Below are 20,628 nucleotides of genomic sequence, written 5' to 3'. Positions count from 1 at the left end.
TATTTATCCGACGACGCCTGCCATAAATTCAACTCCCCATCCGCCACATGCTGGTCAATCCGCTTGAGTTCGTCCTGCGTAAAGCGCAGGTTTTCCAGCGCCTGAACGTTCTCCTCCAGCTGTTCCGGACGGCTCGCACCTATCAGCACCGACGTCACGCGTTCATCTTTGAGCAGCCAGCTCAACGCCATCTGCGCCATGGTTTGCCCACGCGCATGCGCCATTTCATTCAGCAGGCGCAGGCTGTTCAGGTTGGCTTCGGTCAGCATTTTTTCCGTCAGGCCGCGCACCTTTTTGCCTTCGCGCTGCATGCGTGAACCTTCAGGAATACCGTTCAGGTATTTCCCGGTCAGCAGGCCCTGCGCCAGTGGGGTGAAGGCGATACAGCCCGTCCCGTTTGCTTCAAGCGCATCCAGCAAACCGGTCTTGTCGACCCAGCGGTTAAGCAAGTTGTAAGACGGCTGGTGGATCAGCAGCGGGATTTTCCACTCGCGCAGCGGCTCGGCCATTTTCTGCGTGCGCTCGGTTGAGTAGGAGGAGATGCCCACATACAGCGCTTTGCCGCTTTGTACGGCGTGCGCCAGCGCTGAGGCCGTCTCTTCCATTGGCGTGTTTTCATCCACGCGGTGAGAATAGAAAATATCCACATACTCCACGCCCATACGCTTCAGGCTTTGGTCGAGACTGGCGAGCAGATATTTACGTGAACCGCCGGAACCATACGGCCCCGGCCACATGTCGTAGCCCGCTTTGGTGGAGATAATCAGCTCGTCGCGGTACGCGGCAAAATCTTCGCGCAGGATGCGGCCAAAATTCTCCTCGGCGCTGCCCGCCGGTGGCCCGTAGTTATTAGCGAGATCAAAATGGGTGATGCCGAGGTCGAAAGCTTTATGCAACAGCGCCCGCTGGGCATCCAGCGGCTGGACGTGACCGAAGCTATGCCACAGTCCCAGTGACAGCGCGGGCAGACGCAGGCCACTTTTCCCGCAGTAGCGGTACTGCATATTCTCATAGCGGCCGGTGTAAGGGTGCCAGGACATGATGTCTCCTTTCTTATTGATGAATTTTCGAAACAGCGTTTTCATTCTGAACTTATCACATCACTCATTACATCACTAAGCGTGGGCATAATGGTTAACGGCAGCTGTGTGACCTGTGAAGCCACACTAATTAAAAATAATCACAAAAGGTTATAATTTCCGCGCTCCCTGCCGATAACGAGAGTAGTACTCGCCTCTGGGCGAACTCACCCTCTCGGCAAGGAAGATTTATGAATATGCTCCGTAATTTCACGATCCGCTTCGTCATGCTGACGATTCTTGGGATCTTTTGTTTAATGTGGGCGGGGGTTGGGCTATACAGCACCTGGTCACTGTCTCGCGTTTCTGATGGTAACGAAGTGGATCGGCAGCTGGTCAAACAGATGACGGTACTCAGTCAGGGTAACGATCAGTATTTCCGTTTCGTCACCCGTTTGAGCCGCGCAATGGACGTCAAAGCCGCAGGCGGCACGCCGGACCTGGCCTCTGCCCAACAGGCGCTGGATAACATGAGTAAGAAGCTGACCGAAATGAAGGCCATCTCCCCCGGTCCCATGGACGAACAGGTTTCTGCTCAGGTCATTAGCAGCTGGCAGGCGCTGCTCGATCAGGGCGTAACCCCGCAGATGCAGCAGGCTAAGCAGTCGCTGGACGGCTATCGCCAGCAGGCCAACAACGTCACGCCACCGCTGAGCCGCGCGTTTGGTGCCGCGGCGGAGAACTTTAACAACGCCGCCGCGAAGTCGCTCGACAGCACCCGCGTGGTGGTGGACGGCCTGACCAGCATGACCCGCACGGTGATTATCGTCGCCACGATTATTGGCCTGCTGATCCTGCTCTTCACCGACCGTTACCTGGTGGCGATGCTGGTGAAACCGCTGGCTCGTATTCGCCAGCAGTTCCGCCAGATTGCCCAGGGCGATCTCAGCCAGCCGATTGAGCCGTTTGGCCGCAACTGCGTGGGACAGCTGGTTCCCTTACTGAGCGCCATGCAGGACAGCCTGCGTGAAGCGGTCAGCACCATCCGCTCCGGCAGCGAAAATATCTGGCGCGGCGCGACGGAGATCTCCAGCGGGAACAACGATCTCTCATCCCGTACGGAAGAGCAGGCCGCCGCGCTGGAAGAGACCGCCGCGAGTATGGAGCAGCTTACGGCGACGGTAAAACTGAATGCCGAAAGCGCACGTCAGGCCAGCGAGCTGGCGGACGTGGCTTCGACGACCGCCAGCCGTGGCGGTTCGCTGGTAGAAGACGTGGTCACCACCATGAGCGGTATTTCTGACAGTTCGAAGAAGATCGCGGAAATTACCACCGTGATTAACAGCATTGCGTTCCAGACCAATATTCTGGCGCTCAACGCAGCCGTTGAGGCAGCGCGCGCAGGGGAACAGGGTCGTGGCTTCGCCGTGGTTGCGGGTGAAGTGCGTAATCTGGCCAGCCGCAGCGCCAATGCCGCAAAAGAGATTGAAGGGCTGATCGCGGACTCCGTTTCCCGCGTCGAGCAGGGCGCGCAGCTGGTGAACGACACCGGCACGACGATGGAAGCGATTCTGCGCGACGTGACCGAAGTGACGACCATCATGAAGCAAATTGCATCTGCGTCAGAAGAGCAAAGTAAGGGCATTTCTCAGGTGGGCATCGCTATCACCCAGATGGATGGCGTCACCCAACAGAACGCCTCGCTGGTTGAAGAGGTTTCCGCGGCGGCCGCCGCGCTGGGACGCCAGACTGAAGAGCTTCAGCGCTCAGTGCAAAAATTCCGCCTCACCGCATAACCTTATCGGGTCGGGTCGCCTGTCGCGGCCTGACCCGTTATCCCCCTGAAAGACGATCCCGCTGAATCACCTGCGTCACCTGTGACAGCTGGCCTATCCTCACCTCACTTGACCGCTGGAATTTGCTTTTATCAATCAGCAGCAGCGACTGGCCTGCGCGGCTTAACAGCAGTGATTTAAAGACTGCGTTATGCTCCACCGGATCCCACAGCGTGCCCTGCTCATCAACGCCTTCGCAGGAGAAGATAAACAGGTCAATCTCCAGCCCTTTAAGCTGTGTAAGCAGCGCCGGATTGACGTAGCAGCGGTACTTGCGATCAAGCGTGCCGCCGGAGCAAATAAGCGTGATCCGCTCGCGTTTTGCCATCTCATGACAGATCGGCAGGCTATTGGTAAAGACGGTGAGTTCGATATCCGGGAGCTGGCGCGCCAGGTGAAAACAGGTTGAACTGGCATCGAGGGCGATGGTCATCCCTTCGCTGATCCAGTCCAGCGCGTGGCGGGCGATATCGACTTTATCGGCGTAATGGCTTTTTAAGCGCGCGCCAAACGGCTCTCCGCTGTCGCGGCTGTTCGGATGGATAAGCCGCGCGCGGCCGTGCTGGCGCAGGATCTTACCCTGCTGCTGAAGGGCATTCAGATCGCGACGGATCGTCGCCCTGCTGACCGAGAGCGTTTCTGCCAGTGCGTCAGTGGTTAGCCAGTCGCAGCCGCTCAGGAGGTCAATAATGTGCTGCTGTCGGTTAAGTTTCATGTGGCAGTACGGTAAGCGCCTGATTAACGGCCTCAAGCAAGCGTGCTTCCGGGACACCGTCCCGCGCCTGAATTGAAAGACCGTGCAAAAAGACAGCGAAATAGTCTCCCAGGCTGTCAGCATCTACCGATGCGGAAAGTTCACCTTGCTGCACGGCCTGCCGAAGTCGGTCAATGATCTGCTGCGTGCGCTGCTGGCGATGCTGCGCCAGCCAGGTTTTGATATCGTCATTTCCGGCACTGACGCTCGCTGCTGAAGAGACGACCATACACCCTTGCGGCAGATCCTGTTGGCAATACAGGTGCACGGCATCCATAAGGAGCTTTTGCAGCGTCTCCCGCACGCTACCTCCGGCCGCTAAGGCGCGATCCGCGAAACCGCCTTCCTGACTTTCGTAATCAGCAATCGCTTCCCGAAAGAGTTGCTCTTTTGAGCCGAACGCTTTGTAAATACGCGCCGAAGCGATGCCCAGTTCCGCCACCAAATCTGACATTGAGGTCCCTTCATAACCTTGTCGCCAGAACAAATTGCGCGCTTTTATGAGCGCCTGGTCACGATCGAACTGACGCGGTCTGCCTGCCATTTTGTTGCTCCGGTTTGTCTTATCTTCACTGAAAACAGGATCGCCTAAATCGTTGCGATCGCCAACGACTTTATCTTTTCGCTTGCGGTGAATGCGTTTTGCTCCTATTGTTTGTCAATCGACAAACAATAGGAGTTTACGATGAAAACCCTGAAAGGTCCAAGCCTCCATCTCGCTCAATTCAGTGATAGCGAGGCCCCGTTCAACAGCTTACCCGCCATAGCCCAGTGGGCAGCGGAAACCGGATTCAAGGCACTACAAATACCGGCATGGGATCATCGTCTTTTCGACGTAGCCACTGCGGCGGAAAGCCAGACCTACTGCGATGACATTGTCGGCATGCTGGCCGAACAGGGGCTGGTTGTTAGTGAGCTGACCAGCCATATTTTTGGCCAACTGATGGCGGTGCATCCGGCTTACGACAGCTTATGCGACAGTTTCGCGCCGCCGGAGATACACGGCAATCCGCAAGCGCGCGGTGAATGGGCACGGCAACAACTGCTGATGGCGGTCAAAGCCTCTGCCCGGCTTGGCCTCAGCGAATTAGGCACGTTTTCCGGCTCACTGGCGTGGCCTTATCTTTTCCCGTTCCCGCAGCGTCCGGAGGGGTTAATCGAAACCGCATTTGACGAGTTGGCCAGACGCTGGCTTCCGGTGCTTAACGCCTGTGATGAGCAGGGCATAAATCTCTGTTTCGAAATTCACCCGAGCGAAGATCTGCACGACGGGGTGACGTTTGAAATGTTTCATCAACGTGTGGGGGAGCATCCTCGCTGTCGGATACTCTTTGATCCCAGTCATATGGTGCTACAGCAGCTGAATTACCTGGAATTTATTGATATTTATAAGGATGTCATCAACATGTTCCATGTAAAAGACGCTGAATTTAATCCCACCGGGCGTCAGGGAATTTATGGCGGCTATCAGTCGTGGATCGATCGCGCAGGGCGCTTTCGTTCAACAGGTGATGGTCAGGTTGATTTCAACGCGATTTTCTCGAAATTTGCACAATATGATTATGCCGGCTGGGCAACCCTGGAATGGGAGTGCTGCCTGAAAAACCCGCTCGACGGCGCACGTGAAGGCGCTGCGTTTATCCGCGACCATATCATCCATATCACCGATAAAGTCTTCGATGATTTCGCTGGCGCTCCTGTCAATCCTCAACAAATCAACGCGTTACTTGGTATTCGATAAGCCGCCATCTTACAGGACGTCAAAATGAAACAAGAAAATAACGAGAACCTGCACAAGGATCTCGACGCCAAACACATCTATATGAAAGTGAGCGGGCAGCGCATCCACTGCGTTGTGGCGGGAAAAGGCAAGCCAGTGCTGCTGATACCCGGCTGGCCTCAGACCTGGTTTACCTGGCGCTATGTCATGCGCGCGCTGGCGGAGGCGGGTTTTCAGGCGATAGCGATTGATCCGCCGGGCATTGGTGATTCAGATAAGCCGCTCGCTGGCTATGACACCGGCAGCATCGCTGCCATGCTGCACGCGACAATGGCGCAACTCGGGCATTCACGTTACAGCCTTGTCGGCCACGATATCGGCATGTGGATTGGATACGCCATGGCGAGTGATTTTCCGCATGCGGTTGAACGGGTTGTGCTGACAGAAGCGGTTATCCCCGGTCTGGCACCCCCTCCGGCGATTTTTGTCGCACCGGAAGAGAATATTTTCCTTTGGCACTTCATGTTCAATCAACTGGCTGATTTACCCGAAACCCTCACCCGTGGCCGTGAAGCGCACTATCTTAGCTATATTTTCGACCGCTGGTCTCATCGGCGTGGACGGGTGGCATCAGACGTGTATATCGCCGCTTATTCGACACCGGGGGGGCTACGTGCAGGTTTTGATTATTATCGGGCGATCCCTGAGACCATCCGCCAAAACCAGCTCCGCGCGCAAACACCTTTGACAATGCCAGTGCTGACGGTGGGGGCCGAACATGCGACGCGCGATGCGCCGCTGATAACCCTACAGGGCAATGCCCTTGATTTGCGTGGAGAGACGGTGGCCGACTGCGGGCATTTTATTACCGAAGAGTGCCATGAGGCTTTTAGCGGGATAATTGTGCCGTTCCTGTCAGAGGATACAAACCATGCCGCTTGATCCGGGGATTGCCAACTTTCTGAAAACCTTATCGGGAGCGCCACTACCGGGCTCACTGGCTGAAATGCGAGCGGCGATAGAGGTGGAATTGCCTGGGCTACAGGGAGAGGTGGCATTAAACGACGACATCAAAAATTATGTCGTCAATGCTGATGATGGTCATGGCATCGCCCTCCGGGTCTATACGCCCGTCGGCTTAAAGACTGAAACTGCACGGCCCGCGATGCTGTTTGCCCATGGCGGAGGGTGGTGTCTGGGATCGCTTTCGCTATACGATCGTCCCTGTCAGACACTCGCGAATGCCACCGACAGGATAATATTGTCAGTAGATTATCGACTGGCACCCGAGCACCCGTTCCCGCGGCCATTAGACGATGTTTATCAGGCGCTATGTTGGGTCTACGAACAGGCAGCGTATCTGGGCATTGATACCCACCGTCTGGCGGTGGCTGGCGATAGCGCTGGAGGAAATCTTGCCGCAGCAACAGCGCTACTGGCACGCGATCGTGGCGGTCCTGAAATTGAGCATCAACTGCTGTTTTATCCGGCATTAAGTCGCGATATGGCAACGGAAAGCTATCGGGAATTTGCTGAAGGGTATTATCTGACACGTGATGCGATGGCGTTTTGCTGGGAAAATTATCTGGGGGAACGGCGCAATGACTACGCCGAACCTTTGCACGCCGATTCCCTGCGCGGTTTACCACCGGCAACTATTCTCAGCTGCGAATATGACCCGCTGCGTGATGAGGCCGAACAGTATGCGCAGCGACTTCAGGAGGCTGGCGTAACGGTGCGGTGTGTGCGATTACAGGGCATGATCCACGCCTGTCTTCATATGTCAGGGCTAACGCCAGCCATACAGCAGCTTTTCGAACTGGCTCGCGGTTAAGAGGACTCATAACGAAAAACCCAGTATCAACTGGGTTTTTTGGGAGATCGTTTGCCACACCACACCGTTTATCAGTGCGTGGCTTCACCAATCAGCGCGCCAGCGCCTGCGCCAACGGCTGCACCTTTCAGTACGCTATTGCCCGTCATTGCTGCTGTACCCGCCCCAACGACTGCGCCCACGGCACCGCCCTTACGCGCATCTTTGCCTTTTTCACCGTTTTTAAACATGGCACCCGTACCCGCACCAACCACCGCGCCGCCTACTGTGGATTTCAGGTCTTTGCCCGTGGCTGCGCCAATCGCCGCACCGGCAACGGCGCCAGCGGCAGTTTTGTCCATCGCCATACCCGAGGTAGAAATAATGAGGGTGCTGATAACCAGCGCTGTTTTGATGAATTTCATAACAGATCCTTTGTAATAGCTGTTGGTTGAGGCTTCGCTTCTCACAGCCAGGCGTGAGAAAAGAGGGCGAATAGTGCCAGTAATACCGGCTCAACCTTTAAGCTAATCATGCCCTGGGCAAGGATCGTTGTTACCGGGCGGTGGCCCGCCCGGCAGAGCGTCAGGCCTGACGCTTATCTTCCGTATTCGTCTCGAAGTCGCTCGCCGCGTGGCGTTCGTGGAGCTGCTCGTTCAGCTCGCCGCTGGTGCGGTTAACGATGCGTCCGCGCTTAACGGCATGGCGATTCGCCACGTCTTTCGCCCAGCGCTGCACGTGAGTGTACTTCTCTGCATCCAGGAATTCGGCGGCGTTATAAACGCTACCCAGCGCCACGCAGCCGAACCATGGCCAGATGGCGATATCCGCGATGGTGTACTCCTCGCCCGCGACGTAACGACCGCGCGCCAGCTGTTTATCCAGCACGTCGAACAGGCGCTTGGCTTCCATGGTGAAGCGGTCAATCGCGTACTCAATCTTCACCGGTGCGTAGTTGTAGAAGTGACCAAAGCCGCCGCCGAGGAACGGCGCCGCGCCCTGGAGCCAGAACAGCCAGTTCAGCGTCTCGGTGCGTCCCGCCGGATCTTTCGGCAGGAAGTGACCGAATTTCTCTGCCAGGTAAAGCAGGATATTGCCGGATTCAAAGACGCGCGTTGGCGGGTTTGTAGAGTGGTCACGCAGCGCCGGGATTTTCGAGTTCGGGTTCACGTCGACAAACCCGCTGGAGAACTGATCGCCTTCGCCGATGCGGATCAACCACGCGTCGTACTCCGCGCCCGTCACGCCCAGCGCCAGCAGCTCTTCGAGCATGATCGTCACTTTCTGGCCGTTCGGTGTTCCCAGAGAGTAGAGCTGCAGTGGGTGAGAGCCTACGGGCAAATCCTTCTCATGCGTCGCGCCGGAGATCGGGCGGTTAATATTGGCGAACGCGCCGCCGCCGTTCTTATTCCATTCCCATACTTTTGGTGGCTGATACGTGTTGTCTGACATGTTGGCCTGCCTTTTTAGTGATGTGTTGAGGCAGTGTAGCAGGAGATTTGTGAACCGTTTAACGTTGTGAGCGCAATCAATTAACCGCTATTCCTTCTGCTGCTTATATATATCAAATCCGGCATAAGCTTAATCGAAAATCGCATTTTCATAATTAATGCGTAAACCGCTAAAGCTGAATATGATGCTTCAACATAAATAAAAGATGCAGTAATAAACACTTTATAAGGCAAGGAGTTAGTGAGATGCGCAAGCTTCTGTTATCGGCAGTGGTCGTTTCGCTCGCGTTAGGCCTGGCTGGCTGTGATGATGCGAAAAATAAAGAGACAAACACGCCCTCAGCGGCAAAAAGCGACGCGCCAAAAGAGGGCGGTTCGCTGATTATCGGTATTACCTCCGGTGACCCGTTAGCCGTTAATCCGCTCTATGCCAGCGACCGCACAACGTTAACGATCATGCAGGCGCTCTATGCCCCGCTGTACAGCTTTAATAACGGCAACATTGAGTGGGGCCTGGCGGAAAGCCTGACGCCCTCCGCCGACAACCTGAGCTATACCCTGACGCTAAAACCCAACCTCAAATGGCAGGACGGACAGCCGCTGACGGCGGACGACGTGGTCTTCACCTTCAATAAGCTGCTGGATGCCAAACAGCACAGTTTCTTCCGCAGCATGTTTACCTACGGCGGCAAGCCTGTTGAAGTGAGCAAGGTTGATGAGCGCACCGTTAAGTTCACCTTACCGCAGGTCAGCGCGGCCTTTACCGGCACCCTGGTACAGATCTACCCGATCCCGCAGCACGTGTTCGCCGGTGAAGGCGACCTGGAAAAGAGCACCAAAAACGATGCGCCGGTAGGCTCCGGGCCGTTCAAGTTTAAAGAGTATCGCGCCGGTCAGTATTACGCCCTGACCCGTTTTGACGATTACTGGAACGGCAAAGCGAGGCTTGATTCGGTCACCTACCGTTTCGCCAAAGACAGCAACGCCGCCAACCTGGCGCTGCAAAACGGTGAAATCAACCTCAAGATGGTTGACCCGCAGGACGTGAACCGCCTGAAAAATACCGGGAAATTTGACTTCGTGGTCTATCCGGAAGGCCGTCTGGCCTATATGACGTTCAACCAGAACGTGCCGGTGATGAAGAGCAAAGAACTGCGTCAGGCCATTGCGTACGCCATCAACAAGGACGAGCTGGCCCAGACCGCGTTTACCTCGCTCGACTACGCCAAACCGGCAACCTCGTTCCTGACGCCAGATACGCTTTACAAGACGGATGACGTCGAGCAGTACAAATTTGACCTGCAAAAGGCCAAAGATCTGCTTAAAGCGTCCGGCGCGCCGGACAACCTCAAGCTGCGCCTGGCGTATGTGAACACCAACAAAACCCAGGAGAGCATGGCGCTCTACATTCAGCAGGCGCTGAAGGGTATTGGGGTGAACGTGGAGCTGATGCCGCTGGATTCCAACGCCATGTCTCAGCGCAGTCTTGATATGAATAACACCGCGTGGGAGCTGAACCTGGGCGGCTACATCATGGGCTCAGAGCCGGACGGCTATAAATCGCTGTTCATGAGCAACGAGGCCTATAACTACGCGCACTACAAAAATCCGCAGTTCGATGCCCTGTGGGATAAAGGCGCCGTGGAAACCGACGCCGCGAAACGTGCCGATATCTATAAGCAAATTCAGCAGACCGTGGCAAACGACATGACCTACTACCCGATCGCCTATACCAATGCGACCGTCGCGGTGGACAAGCGTTTCGGCGGCACCCTGGAAGCAGAGCCGAAACCGGTCTACCTGTTCCAGGATCTGTCAAAAATCTATCAGAAATAAGCGATTGCCCCGGCCGTCAGGTCGGGGCTTTGGTAAGGGCACGTCGTGAACACACTCCTCACGCGTCGGCTGCTGCAATTGCTGCCGATGCTTTTCTTCATTTCGCTGGTGGCGTTTTTGCTGGTTAAGCTCGCGCCCGGCGATCCGGTGGCGGCGTACATCACGCCGCGTATGGCCCCGGAAGATATCGAACGTATTCGCCAGAGCCTGGGGCTGGATAAGCCGCTGGTCACGCAGTACGTTCTGTGGCTGAAAAACGTCCTGCAGGGCGATCTCGGCTATTCGCTGATTTACCACCGCCCGGTGCTGGAGATGATCGGTGAACGCATTCCGGCCACGCTGGGGCTGATGGGGGCGTCGCTGCTGATGGCTATCGTGTTGGCGATCCCGCTGGGCCTGCTGGCGGGGGCATTTAAGCACCGCTGGCTGGATCACCTCCTGAACCTGTTTGCCTATATCGGCATCTCGGTACCGATTTTCTGGTTCGGCATTTTGCTCATCACCGTTTTTGCCGTGCAGCTTAACTGGTTCCCCAGCATGGGGATGCGCACCATCGGCATGGAGGACAACGGGCTGGATCTGCTGCGCCACGGCGTGCTGCCGTGTATTGCCCTCACGTTCTACAACCTCTCCAGCTACGTGCGCTACATCCGCTCCAACACCATCTCGCAGCTCTCGGCCGATTACGTGCAGACCCAGCTTGCCTACGGCGCCACGCGTTCCAGTATTCTGTTCCGCCACGTGCTGAAAAACGTCTTGCTGCCGGTGATTACCCTGTTCGGCCTGTCGTTCGGTGAGCTGATTGTGGGGGCCTATGTGACGGAAAGCGTCTTCTCCTGGCCGGGGATGGGGCTGCTCGGGATCCAGTCGATCGCTTCGCTGGACTACCCGCTGATTATGGCGATCATCATGCTCTCGTCGATGATGCTGATCGTCGGTAACCTGATCGCCGACGTGCTTTATCGCTTCGCCGATCCCCGCATTCGTACGCTGAGGTAACCGAATGAGCAGACGCTGGCAGCAGGTTCGTCACCAGCTGCGCCGCAACCGTCCGGCGCAGTTCTCCCTGTTTGTGCTTTTTATTTTCGTTGTCGCCGCGCTCTGTGCGGGGTTAAGTCCGTACGATCCAGATCGGATGGCGCTCGGCGCGCGCACGTTGCCGCCGGATGCCGCGCACTGGTTCGGCACCGACGAATACGGGCGCGACTACTTTACCCGCGCACTGTACGGCGGCCAGATCTCCCTGATGGTCGGTTTTCTTGCCATGCTCTTTTCCACGCTTATCGGCACGGTGGTAGGAACGGTGAGCGGCTATTTTGGCGGCTGGCTGGATAACCTGATGATGCGCGCCGTGGATATCCTGATGGCCATTCCGGCCTTCTTCCTGCTGCTGGTGGTGAATGCTTACCTCAAGCCGGGCGTGGATAACATCATTCTGATTATCAGCCTGCTGACGTGGATGAACATGTCGCGTCTGGTGCGTGCTGAAACCCTATCGGTGAAAGAGCGCGAGTACGTGCTTTATGCCCGCGCGTCGGGAGCGCATCCGCTGCGTATTATCGTGCGCCACATCATTCCCGGCGTGCTACCGACCATTATCGTGGCGGCCACGCTGAATATCGCCTCGGCCATTCTGATGGAGTCAACGCTCAGCTTCTTAGGGCTGGGCGTGCAGGCACCGGCGGCATCATGGGGAAGCATGCTTAACAACGCGCAGTCTTATATTGGCGAAGCGTCGTGGCTGGCGATGTTCCCCGGCATTCTGATCCTGCTGACGGTGTTCAGCTTTAACGTGCTGGGCGATCTGTTCCGTACCGCCTTTGAGCCAGGAGCGAATCGCGATGAGTAACTTGTTAGCGCTTGAGAACCTGCAAACCACGTTCCGCACCCGCGAGGGCGAGGTTCACGCGGTGCGCGGCGTGAGCTTTCAGGTTCAGCCGGGGGAACTCGTCGGTATCGTCGGCGAGTCGGGCTGCGGGAAAAGTGTCACCTGTAAGTCGATTATCCAGCTTCTGGGGAGCAATGGACGGATAACCGGCGGCAGCATCCGCTTCCAGAATGAGGACCTGGCGCAGAAAACGCCTGCGCAGATGCGTGCCATTCGCGGCAACGAGATCGCGATGATTTTTCAGGATCCGATGACCGCCCTGAACCCGGTGCTCACTATCGGCAAGCAGATGTCTGAGATCCTGGTGCGAAATAAAAAGCTGTCGAAAAAAGCGGCCAAAGCGGCAGCAATAGCCATGCTGGATCAGGTGGGCATTGCCGAAGCGGAACGCCGTTACAATCAGTATCCGCACGAGTTCAGCGGCGGAATGCGCCAGCGCGTGATGATCGCTATTGCGCTCTCCTGCAACCCGAAGCTTCTTATTGCCGACGAGCCGACCACCGCGCTGGACGTGACCATACAGGCGCAGATCCTGCGCCTGCTGAAAAGCCTGCAGCAGCAGACCCGGACCGCGATTTTGCTGATCACCCACGATCTCGGTGTGGTGGCGCAGGTCTGCAGCCGCGTGGTGGTGATGTACGGCGGGCTGGTGATGGAGGAGGGGAGCGTGGAGGACATTTTTTATCGCCCTGCGCATCCTTACACCCAGGGTCTGCTGGCCTCGCTGCCGCGCCCGGATGAGGTGAATCAACGTTTATCGACCATTGAAGGTTCGCCGCCTGGCCTGCTTAACCCGCCGCCGGGCTGTCCATTCGCGGAACGCTGCCCGAAGCGCATGCCCCAGTGTGAACGGCAACCCGCATTTTACACCGCCGGAGAGGACCATCGCGCCGCCTGCTGGCTATGGGCCGATAAGGAGATTCAGGCATGAGTGAACAACAGGCGCCATTAGTGAGCGTGCGCGATCTGCGCAAGCACTATCCGCTCAACGGCGGTTTGCTGCGTAAAGGCGTGGCCGTGAAGGCGGTTGATGGCGTGAGCTTTGATATCCAGCCCGGCGAGACGTTTGGCCTGGTGGGGGAGTCCGGCTGCGGAAAATCCACCCTCGGGCGCGCCATACTGCGCCTTTTCGATATCACCTCTGGCGAGATCCACTTTGCCGGGCAGGCGATCGCGCACGCCCGCGAAAGAGAGCTCAAGCCGCTGCGCAAGCGGATGCAGGCGATTTTTCAGGATCCTTACTCCTCGCTTAACCCCGGTATGACGGTGCGACAGCTGGTGGCCGAACCGATGCAGATCCACGGCTACAGCCGCGAAGAACAGCGAGAACGTACGGAAACGCTGCTCTACAAAGTGGGGATGAAGCACGAACACCTTGAACGGTTCCCGCATGAGTTCAGCGGCGGGCAGCGTCAGCGCATCAGTATTGCCCGCGCGTTGTCCGTGCATCCTGAATTTGTGCTGTGCGATGAGCCGCTCTCTGCGCTGGACGTATCGGTGCAGGCGCAGGTGGTGAATATTTTGCAGGATCTGCAGCAGGAGCTGGGGCTAACCTATCTGTTTATCGCCCACGATCTCTCCATGGTGCGCCATATCTCCAGCCGCATTGGGGTGATGTATCTCGGTAAGCTGGTGGAGGTGGCCCCGGCGAATGAACTGTATCAGCGTCCGGCACACCCTTACACCCGCGCGCTACTGGCGGCGGTTCCCCAGCCCGATCCGCGCATCCGCAATCTCGAAGACGTCACCCTGCGCGGCGAAATTCCAGGCCCCACGTCCGCGCTGCCGGGCTGTAAGTTCTGCAGCCGCTGCCCGCACGCCATTCCGGTTTGCCAGACGCAGGAGCCTGCCATGCAGGAGATTGCGTCAGGGCATTTCGCGGCGTGCTGGTTGTTTAAGATTTGAGCCTTAAACGTGTCGGGTGGCGCTTCGCTTACCTGACCTACAGGGGGTTGTGTTTCGTAGGCCGGGTAAGGCGAAGCCGCCACCCGGCATGAACGGCGGCACAACGCTATCCCAACACCCGCTTCGCCCAAACCTCTACGTCATCGCCGCTGCCTAAATCCGCCTGCACAAGGCCGTTAACCATAAACGTCGGCGAGACGTGAATGCCGTTCTGGCGGGCGTATTTGCAGTGCCATTTGATCTCATTTTGCAGTTCTGGCCGGGCAAACGCGCCTGCAACCTGCACCCCACTGTAGCCCTCGATCCGGGCGATAATGTCGTCAGGCGTGGCCTGCATATTCGGGCCGCTGCAGTGGTCGGTAAATTCAAATTCTTCGCGATGGTCGGCCACCGCTTGCATCACTTTACGTGCGGCGGCTTTGCCGTCCGGCAGCGTGGATGCTGCCAGAATGCAGCGCACAATTACCCCGGAAAACAGGTGCCATGGCTGGGACTGTAAACGGATTTTGACTGTGACCTTGTCTTCCCCAACCTGTTCCAAAAACGCATTCAGCTTATTGAATGCCTTAACCGAGAAGGGGCAGGTTGGTTCCAGGAACACTTCAAAGGTTCGCGGGCCGTGGCCCCATTCCAGCGCTTGCGCCTGTTCGCTCATGTTGACTCCTGATGTTGTGAATTTTGGTCATTGTTGCGACGAATAATTTGCCACGCAGGTGTATGATAAATCCACCTCTGTCAGGTTAATTACAACGTGCAGACGACGACAACCCCTCAAAAAATTGCCGCCTGCCTGTTTTAGGTTGGATACATGCGTAAAGGAAAGTTAAGCAGTGATGCGCCATTCGGGACATTGTTAGGCTATGCGCCCGGTGGCGTGGCGATTTACTCTTCAAATTACGGCAGTCTGGACCCGCGCAACTACCCGGAAGACGCGGACTTCCGCAGCTATATCGGCAACGAATACATGGGCCACAAGTGGCAGTGCGTTGAGTTTGCCCGCCGTTTCCTGTTCCTCAACTATGGCTTTGTGTTTACCGACGTCGGCATGGCGTGGGAAATCTTCTCCCTGCGCTTTTTGCGCCAGGTGGTGAACGATAACATTCTGCCCCTTCAGGCTTTTGCCAACGGTTCGAAACGCGCGCCGCGCGCCGGGGCGCTGTTGATCTGGCAAAAGGGCGGAGAGTTTCACGAGACCGGCCACGTGGCGGTGATCACCCAGCTTCTCGACGATAAGGTGCGTATTGCGGAGCAGAACGTGATTCACTCCCCGCTGCCGCTCGGGCAGCAGTGGACGCGCGAGCTGCGTCTGAGCGTGGAGAACGGGTGTTATACCATCCATGACACCTTCAACGACACGGAGATCCTCGGCTGGATGATCCAGACCGACGACACGGAACACAGCATTCCCCAGCCGGAAATCGACGGCGAACTGCTGAAAATCAGCGGCGCGCGGCTGAAAAACAAACGTCAGTTCGACGGAAAATGGCTTAACGAAAATGACGCGCTGCAGCAGGCATATATCCGCGCCAACGGCCATGTGATCAACAAAGATCCCTGCCAGTACTTCACCATCACCGAAAGCGCCGAGCAGGAGCTGATCAAGGCCACCAACGAACTGCACCTGATGTACCTGCACGCGACGGACAAGGTGATGAAAGACGACAGCCTGCTGGCGCTTTTCGACATCCCGAAAATCCTCTGGCCGCGCCTGCGCCTCTCCTGGCAGTGGCGTCGCCACCATATGATCACCGGTCGTATGGATTTCTGCATGGATGAGCGCGGCATTAAGGTCTACGAGTACAACGCGGACTCCGCCTCCTGCCATACCGAGGGCGGGCTGATTCTCGAAGAGTGGGTGAAAAATGGCTATCGCGGAAACGGGCATAACCCGGCGGAAGGGCTGCTGGAAGAGCTGACCGGCGCATGGAAGCACAGCCACGCGCGGCCGTTCGTGCACATCATGCAGGACAACGATGTCGAAGAGGACTATCACGCGCTCTTTATTCAGCGTTCGCTGATGCAGGCCGGGTTCGAGACCAAAATCCTGCACGGGCTGGAGGCGCTCAGCTGGGACGCCGCCGGGCAGCTGATTGACGATGAAGGCCGCCACGTCAACTGCGTGTGGAAAACCTGGGCGTGGGAGACGGCGATTGAGCAGATTCGCGAGGTCAGCGAAACCGAATACGCCGCCGTGCCGATCCGCACCGGTCATCCCGAGGGCGAGGTGCGTCTGATTGACGTTCTGCTGCGTCCGGAGGTGCTGGTCTTCGAACCGCTATGGACCGTGATCCCCGGCAACAAGGCGATTCTTCCGGTCCTGTGGCAGCTGTTCCCGAATCACCGCTACCTGCTCGACACCGATTTTGAGGTTAACGACCTGCTGAAACAGACCGGCTATGCCGTCAAGCCGATTGCCGGACGCTGCGGCAGCAATATCGATCTCATCAGCGCCCAGGACGAACTGCTGGATAAATCCAGCGGCAAGTTTGTTGACCGTAAAAGCATCGACCAGCAGCTGTGGTGCCTGCCGAAGGTCGACGGCAAATACATACAGGTCTGTACCTTTACCGTGGGCGGGAACTATGGCGGTACCTGCCTGCGCGGCGATGACTCGCTGGTGGTGAAGAAAGAGAGCGATATTGAGCCGCTGATCGTGATGAAGGACTCGCTATAAAAATACCCCCGCAGGGTATCCTGCGGGGGCCTTTCGTTACTGTTCTTCCTCTTCCAGCTGCTCGCTTACCTTCAGATCGATGATGCGGCCAATCTGATCGTGATACACCGTCAGCAGGTTGTACTGGCTCATCTCGGAGATGATCTGCGGTGAGACATTAAAGCTGCGGGCCAGCTCCTCCTGGTGAAAATAGCCCGGCTGACGACGTCTCACGTGGGCGCGGCGGCGGTTGTACTGATACCACAAAATCAGCAGCCAGCCGTTGAGCGCGGCGAACAGCAGGTAGAGCAACACCGTATTAAAGGACGCGATAATCACGCCCCACCGGTAGTCGCTCTCATCGGTTAGCTGCATCCAGAGCCTGGCATACAGGAAAAACAGAAAGCCTCCCCACGCCACCAGCGTTAATGCGGCATCGAAAAGACGTGGCAAGAGACGATGCTCGGTCAAAATTAAGGTATTTTCGTTCATTGAAGGCTTCCTTTTCCCCGGTCCGGACTGATCCAGCGCGCGCGGGCACGCTGACGTTTAAGCATGACTTTTGGAAATGCGACGAGGGTAGTGAACAGGCCAATCATCCAGTACACCATCGGGAACCAGATCACCCAGAAAAGCGAGCTGGCCACTCTTCGTTCATAGCGCCGCTCAATGAACAAGCTGACCAGGAACTGCAACAGGCACATCACCCCCAGCAGCAGCCCGGTAAACTCCGGTGGAAAAAGGCTCTCCACGGTCAGGTTGGGTGGAATGGGCGCGACATGGCTGATGATGAACAGCAGCACCGTCATCGCGTACGCGAAGGCCCAGAGCGTTGACAGCGCGTACTCCATAAACAGGGGCCACATGCGGTGATGCTCCCAGCGCACAATTCTGCGAAGGTTGACCAGAAACACCTCCGCGCCGCCCTGGGCCCAGCGCAGACGCTGCTTCCACAGGCCCTTCAGCGTCTCCGGCATCAAAATCCAGCACAGCGCTCGCGGCTCAAAAAAGATATCCCAGTGGCGCAGCTGGAGCTTCCAGCTGATGTCGATGTCTTCGGTGATCATGTCCGGGCTCCAGTATCCGACGTCCGCCAGCGCCTGTCGGCGAAAGGCGGCGATGACGCCGGAGACGGTAAAGACCCGGCCATAGATCCGCTGCGTCCGCTTAATGAGCCCAATGATGGAGGAGAACTCCCCCACCTGAATGCGGCCAATCAGCGTGGAGCGCGTGCGAATGCGCGGGTTCCCGGTCACCGCGCCGACGTGGGGGTACTGAATCAGCGGGGCCACCAGATAAGCGGCGGTATCGCGATCGAGAAGGGCGTCGCCGTCAATGCAGACCAGCAGATCGCCCCGGGCCGCTGCCGCCCCGGCTTTGAGCGCCAGCGCTTTCCCCTGGTTCTCCGCGAGGTTAATCACCCGCAGGCGCGGCTGTTCCTGCGCCAGCGCCTGCAGCACCTCAGCGGTGTTGTCAGACGAGCCGTCATTGATGGCGATAACTTCGATATTTTCATACCGCTGCTCCAGCGCGGCGCTGATGGTCTCCCGCGCATTTCGTCCCTCGTTGAAGCAGGGGATAAGAATGGAGATGAGCGGCTCACCGGCGAGCGTCGGGGCAGGCGTGTCTTTATCCCACGACCAGTGGCGTTCAAGCTGATACCAGAAATAGAGGCCGCCGGTTATCCAGAGCACCGACATGAACAGCGGCCAGAAGAACACAAAATCCAGAATCAGTTCGCCGGTAAAGAGGGCGGCCACGCCCAACGGCAACCCGAATACCAGACATAAAATAGAGAATGCGATAATGCGATCAGTCATTGTCAGGGTACCAGTACGAAGAAAATTCAGGCCTGATGCGCGAGATATCAGGTTGGTTGTTGAGGAAGTCGTCGGGGTAGTAACCGTAATTTTTGACGCCGTTCAGCTGGAGCACGCGCATCCACTGCGCAAGCTGGCTATCGGCAACGGCGCGCTGCGGCTTCTGGTCCCAGTCCCTGGCCTGCAGCTCAAAAATCGTTTTATCGAGCGCGCCGGGGCGCGCGGCGACCGCGTTAACCAGACGCGTCAGCCAGGCATCGCTCTCGTCTGCCGGGACGGACTCCATCAGCGGCATGGTCATTGGTACCGTCCAGTCATATTCCGCCAGAAAATCATCAAGATTCTGCGCGAACCACGCTTCGCTTTCGGGCTGCAGAATGGGTAAGGCGAACATGTTGCGGGCGGTTTTTATCTGCGGGCCACGGATGTTTTTCACCGCCTGGCTCAGAGTGCGGGTAAAGCTGATAAGCCGCTGGCTCTTCTGGCGAGTCGTGTCTTGTCCGGCATCGTCCACGTCCGTCAGCACCGCATCGTCATGGAACAAAATCCCGTTGAAGCTGGCATAGCGGGCCAGATCTTCATAGATATCCTTCACCTGCTGGCGCACCTGCGGGTCCCACGGGGAGAGCCGGATATAGGGCTCGGTGGCTTCGCGCAGCTGGCCGGGTTGACGATCCCGGCGCTGCACGCGCGGCAGGGAAGGATCGAGATCGAACGAGAGCACCGGCATCCACGCGAAGACTTTTACCCCCGCGCGGGTTTGTAGCTGCCAGGCGACAAAATTAAAGAGATCGGCCCGAACCGGCAAACGACGGTTCGGGAAATAGAGCGCCGTGATCCTGCCGTCGCCCTGCGGGTCGGCAAACGCCTGCAGGAAAACATGGCTGATTTTCATGTCATAGACCCGCTGGATCAGCCTGTTGATGTTTTGGGTCTGCTGGGCCGGATCGGGATCGTAAACGTAGTCGAGATCGACGTGCATGACGCGCACGGGATCGTGCTCCTGAACCTGGCTGACCGTACTGGCAAACGCCTTGAGCGAGGGATTTCCGGCGATCAGCAGGCGGGGGATGTTGCCCAGATCCTGCACATTCCCCAGCCCGTCCTCAAGGGTAAAGGCCAGCTGATAACCCTGCTGTCTGGCGATAGCGAGCGAGGTACCGCTGGCGGCGCCGTAAGGCCAGACCCAGGCGCGCGGCGCTTTGCCCGTCACCTGCGTGATTTTTTCAGTCACTTTGCGAACGTCATCGCCGATCCGCTGGTTGAACTGCTGGTCGGTTTCATAGCGTCCCGTTGCTTTGTCATAAAAGCGGTTGGCGATCGCCGGTTCGCGGCTGCCCTGCGGGTTTGCCGGAATGCCGTAATGCGAGGCCCAGGTATGCGATCCGATCTCAATCAGCGGTGACTGGCTGAGCTCGCGCACCATGTCCCACGTTGCGAAGCGATCGCGGGGCGTCATAAGGCCGCCAAAATTCACCTTCTGATTCGCTGGCGTATCGACCCAGCTGCCCACCGGCGCCCACAGCGCAGGGACGTTCCACGCCTGAAGAAGCGGCCAGACGCGGGTGTAGAAGCTGCTGTAACCGTCGTCAAAGCTGAGCAGAACGGCCTTTGGCGGCAGCGTTTTTTTCCCGTCATGCGCATCGAGAATGTCCTGCACGCTGATGGCGTGATAGCCGTTGTGCAGAAGCCAGCTTATCTGCTCGTTTAACGCGCTGGTGCGAACGGAGAGGTAGCGCTGGTCGGCGGCATCATCTTCTACGTCGTGATAGGCCAGGACCAGAAACTGGTTCTTCGGCCAGGGTTTACTTGCCTCCAGCTGCGGCCGCGCTTTGGGCGCAATGAACGAGATCGCCTGCGCGCAGACGCTCGCGCTGAGGCAGAGCCAGCCGAGGAGTATCAGGCTCACGGAAAAACGTGTGTTCAGCATATTC

General features: G+C 57.4%; 19 protein-coding genes. 10 read left to right on the top strand and 9 right to left on the bottom strand.

The genetic code is table 11. From position 1 onward, the window contains the following. A partial coding sequence (locus ENTMO_RS24380) for an aldo/keto reductase (protein WP_010435580.1) occupies positions 1–1,040 on the bottom strand: 1,040 nt, incomplete at its 3' end. Positions 1,041–1,270: 230 nt separating this feature from the next. Here ENTMO_RS24380 and ENTMO_RS0120430 point away from each other — a divergent pair. Further along, positions 1,271–2,815 (top strand): methyl-accepting chemotaxis protein, encoded by a 1,545-nt coding sequence (locus ENTMO_RS0120430; RefSeq protein ID WP_010435577.1) that lies wholly within the window; start codon positions 1,271–1,273, stop codon positions 2,813–2,815. A 37-nt stretch (positions 2,816–2,852) separates the two neighbouring features. On the opposite strand, the gene fucR is transcribed toward ENTMO_RS0120430, so the two are convergent. Together fucR and ENTMO_RS0120420 are read right to left on the bottom strand one after the other, a co-directional pair. Continuing rightward, positions 2,853–3,569, bottom strand: a complete 717-nt coding sequence (gene fucR, locus ENTMO_RS0120425; protein WP_010435574.1) for an L-fucose operon activator — start codon at positions 3,567–3,569, stop codon at positions 2,853–2,855. Beyond that, the gene (locus tag ENTMO_RS0120420) at positions 3,559–4,152 is read right to left on the bottom strand and encodes a TetR/AcrR family transcriptional regulator (RefSeq protein ID WP_010435572.1); all 594 of its coding nucleotides are present in this window, start codon (positions 4,150–4,152) and stop codon (positions 3,559–3,561) included. Before ENTMO_RS0120420 ends, fucR begins: the two co-directional genes overlap by 11 nt. Positions 4,153–4,293: 141 nt before the next feature. Here ENTMO_RS0120420 and ENTMO_RS0120415 point away from each other — a divergent pair, with 141 nt between their 5' ends. The 3 genes from ENTMO_RS0120415 to ENTMO_RS0120405 are packed head-to-tail and all read left to right on the top strand — an operon-like array spanning position 4,294 to position 7,162. Then, on the top strand, positions 4,294–5,349 hold the full coding sequence (locus tag ENTMO_RS0120415) for a sugar phosphate isomerase/epimerase family protein (RefSeq protein ID WP_010435571.1): 1,056 nt from the start codon (positions 4,294–4,296) through the stop codon (positions 5,347–5,349). 24 nt (positions 5,350–5,373) lie between these two features. Further along, positions 5,374–6,270, top strand: a complete 897-nt coding sequence (locus ENTMO_RS0120410; protein ID WP_010435568.1) for an alpha/beta fold hydrolase — start codon at positions 5,374–5,376, stop codon at positions 6,268–6,270. Continuing rightward, entirely contained in the window at positions 6,260–7,162 is a 903-nt protein-coding gene (locus ENTMO_RS0120405) for an alpha/beta hydrolase (protein WP_010435566.1), read from the top strand. Before ENTMO_RS0120410 ends, ENTMO_RS0120405 begins: the two co-directional genes overlap by 11 nt. A gap of 71 nt (positions 7,163–7,233) precedes the next feature. Here the strand turns inward: ENTMO_RS0120405 and ENTMO_RS0120400 are convergent, their stop codons facing one another. After that, positions 7,234–7,566, bottom strand: a complete 333-nt coding sequence (locus ENTMO_RS0120400; protein ID WP_010435564.1) for a YMGG-like glycine zipper-containing protein — start codon at positions 7,564–7,566, stop codon at positions 7,234–7,236. Positions 7,567–7,726: 160 nt separating this feature from the next. Continuing rightward, complete coding sequence (gene yghU / locus ENTMO_RS0120395) at positions 7,727–8,593, bottom strand: glutathione-dependent disulfide-bond oxidoreductase (protein WP_010435563.1); 867 nt, start codon at positions 8,591–8,593, stop codon at positions 7,727–7,729. A 245-nt stretch (positions 8,594–8,838) separates the two neighbouring features. Between yghU and ENTMO_RS0120390 the strand changes: the two genes are divergently transcribed. From ENTMO_RS0120390 to ENTMO_RS0120370, 5 genes are read left to right on the top strand one after another with little or no spacing between them, the layout of a single operon-like run. After that, positions 8,839–10,428: an ABC transporter substrate-binding protein gene (locus ENTMO_RS0120390; RefSeq protein WP_010435562.1), complete on the top strand. Its 1,590-nt coding sequence runs from the start codon at positions 8,839–8,841 to the stop codon at positions 10,426–10,428. Between the two features lie 45 nt (positions 10,429–10,473). Continuing rightward, the gene (locus tag ENTMO_RS0120385; protein ID WP_010435561.1) at positions 10,474–11,427 is read left to right on the top strand and encodes an ABC transporter permease; all 954 of its coding nucleotides are present in this window, start codon (positions 10,474–10,476) and stop codon (positions 11,425–11,427) included. Positions 11,428–11,431: 4 nt separating this feature from the next. Further along, the gene (locus ENTMO_RS0120380; protein ID WP_010435559.1) at positions 11,432–12,277 is read left to right on the top strand and encodes an ABC transporter permease; all 846 of its coding nucleotides are present in this window, start codon (positions 11,432–11,434) and stop codon (positions 12,275–12,277) included. Continuing rightward, entirely contained in the window at positions 12,270–13,247 is a 978-nt protein-coding gene (locus ENTMO_RS0120375) for an ABC transporter ATP-binding protein (protein ID WP_010435557.1), read from the top strand. Before ENTMO_RS0120380 ends, ENTMO_RS0120375 begins: the two co-directional genes overlap by 8 nt. Next, positions 13,244–14,221 (top strand): ABC transporter ATP-binding protein, encoded by a 978-nt coding sequence (locus ENTMO_RS0120370; RefSeq protein WP_010435554.1) that lies wholly within the window; start codon positions 13,244–13,246, stop codon positions 14,219–14,221. Before ENTMO_RS0120375 ends, ENTMO_RS0120370 begins: the two co-directional genes overlap by 4 nt. A 106-nt stretch (positions 14,222–14,327) precedes the next feature. Here the strand turns inward: ENTMO_RS0120370 and ENTMO_RS0120365 are convergent, their stop codons facing one another. Further along, positions 14,328–14,876 carry a DsbA family protein gene (locus ENTMO_RS0120365; protein WP_010435551.1) on the bottom strand — a complete coding sequence of 183 codons (549 nt, stop codon included), beginning with the start codon at positions 14,874–14,876 and terminating at the stop codon, positions 14,328–14,330. A 153-nt stretch (positions 14,877–15,029) separates the two neighbouring features. Between ENTMO_RS0120365 and gss the strand changes: the two genes are divergently transcribed. Further along, positions 15,030–16,895 (top strand): bifunctional glutathionylspermidine amidase/synthase, encoded by a 1,866-nt coding sequence (gene gss / locus ENTMO_RS0120360; RefSeq protein WP_010435547.1) that lies wholly within the window; start codon positions 15,030–15,032, stop codon positions 16,893–16,895. Between the two features lie 36 nt (positions 16,896–16,931). Here the strand turns inward: gss and pgaD are convergent, their stop codons facing one another. The 3 genes from pgaD to pgaB are packed head-to-tail and all read right to left on the bottom strand — an operon-like array spanning position 16,932 to position 20,624. After that, complete coding sequence (pgaD, locus tag ENTMO_RS0120355; protein WP_010435545.1) at positions 16,932–17,366, bottom strand: poly-beta-1,6-N-acetyl-D-glucosamine biosynthesis protein PgaD; 435 nt, start codon at positions 17,364–17,366, stop codon at positions 16,932–16,934. Next, complete coding sequence (gene pgaC, locus ENTMO_RS0120350; protein WP_010435543.1) at positions 17,363–18,694, bottom strand: poly-beta-1,6-N-acetyl-D-glucosamine synthase; 1,332 nt, start codon at positions 18,692–18,694, stop codon at positions 17,363–17,365. The genes pgaD and pgaC overlap by 4 nt, the downstream gene beginning before the upstream one ends. Next, the gene (gene pgaB / locus ENTMO_RS0120345; RefSeq protein ID WP_010435541.1) at positions 18,687–20,624 is read right to left on the bottom strand and encodes a poly-beta-1,6-N-acetyl-D-glucosamine N-deacetylase PgaB; all 1,938 of its coding nucleotides are present in this window, start codon (positions 20,622–20,624) and stop codon (positions 18,687–18,689) included. Before pgaB ends, pgaC begins: the two co-directional genes overlap by 8 nt. Between the last annotated feature and the right edge of the window lie 4 nt (positions 20,625–20,628).

Source organism: Enterobacter mori LMG 25706, assembly GCF_000211415.1.
GTDB lineage: Bacteria > Pseudomonadota > Gammaproteobacteria > Enterobacterales > Enterobacteriaceae > Enterobacter > Enterobacter mori.
The sequence above is the reverse complement of the archived record's forward strand: the minus strand, read 5'-3'. Positions and strand labels throughout refer to the sequence as shown.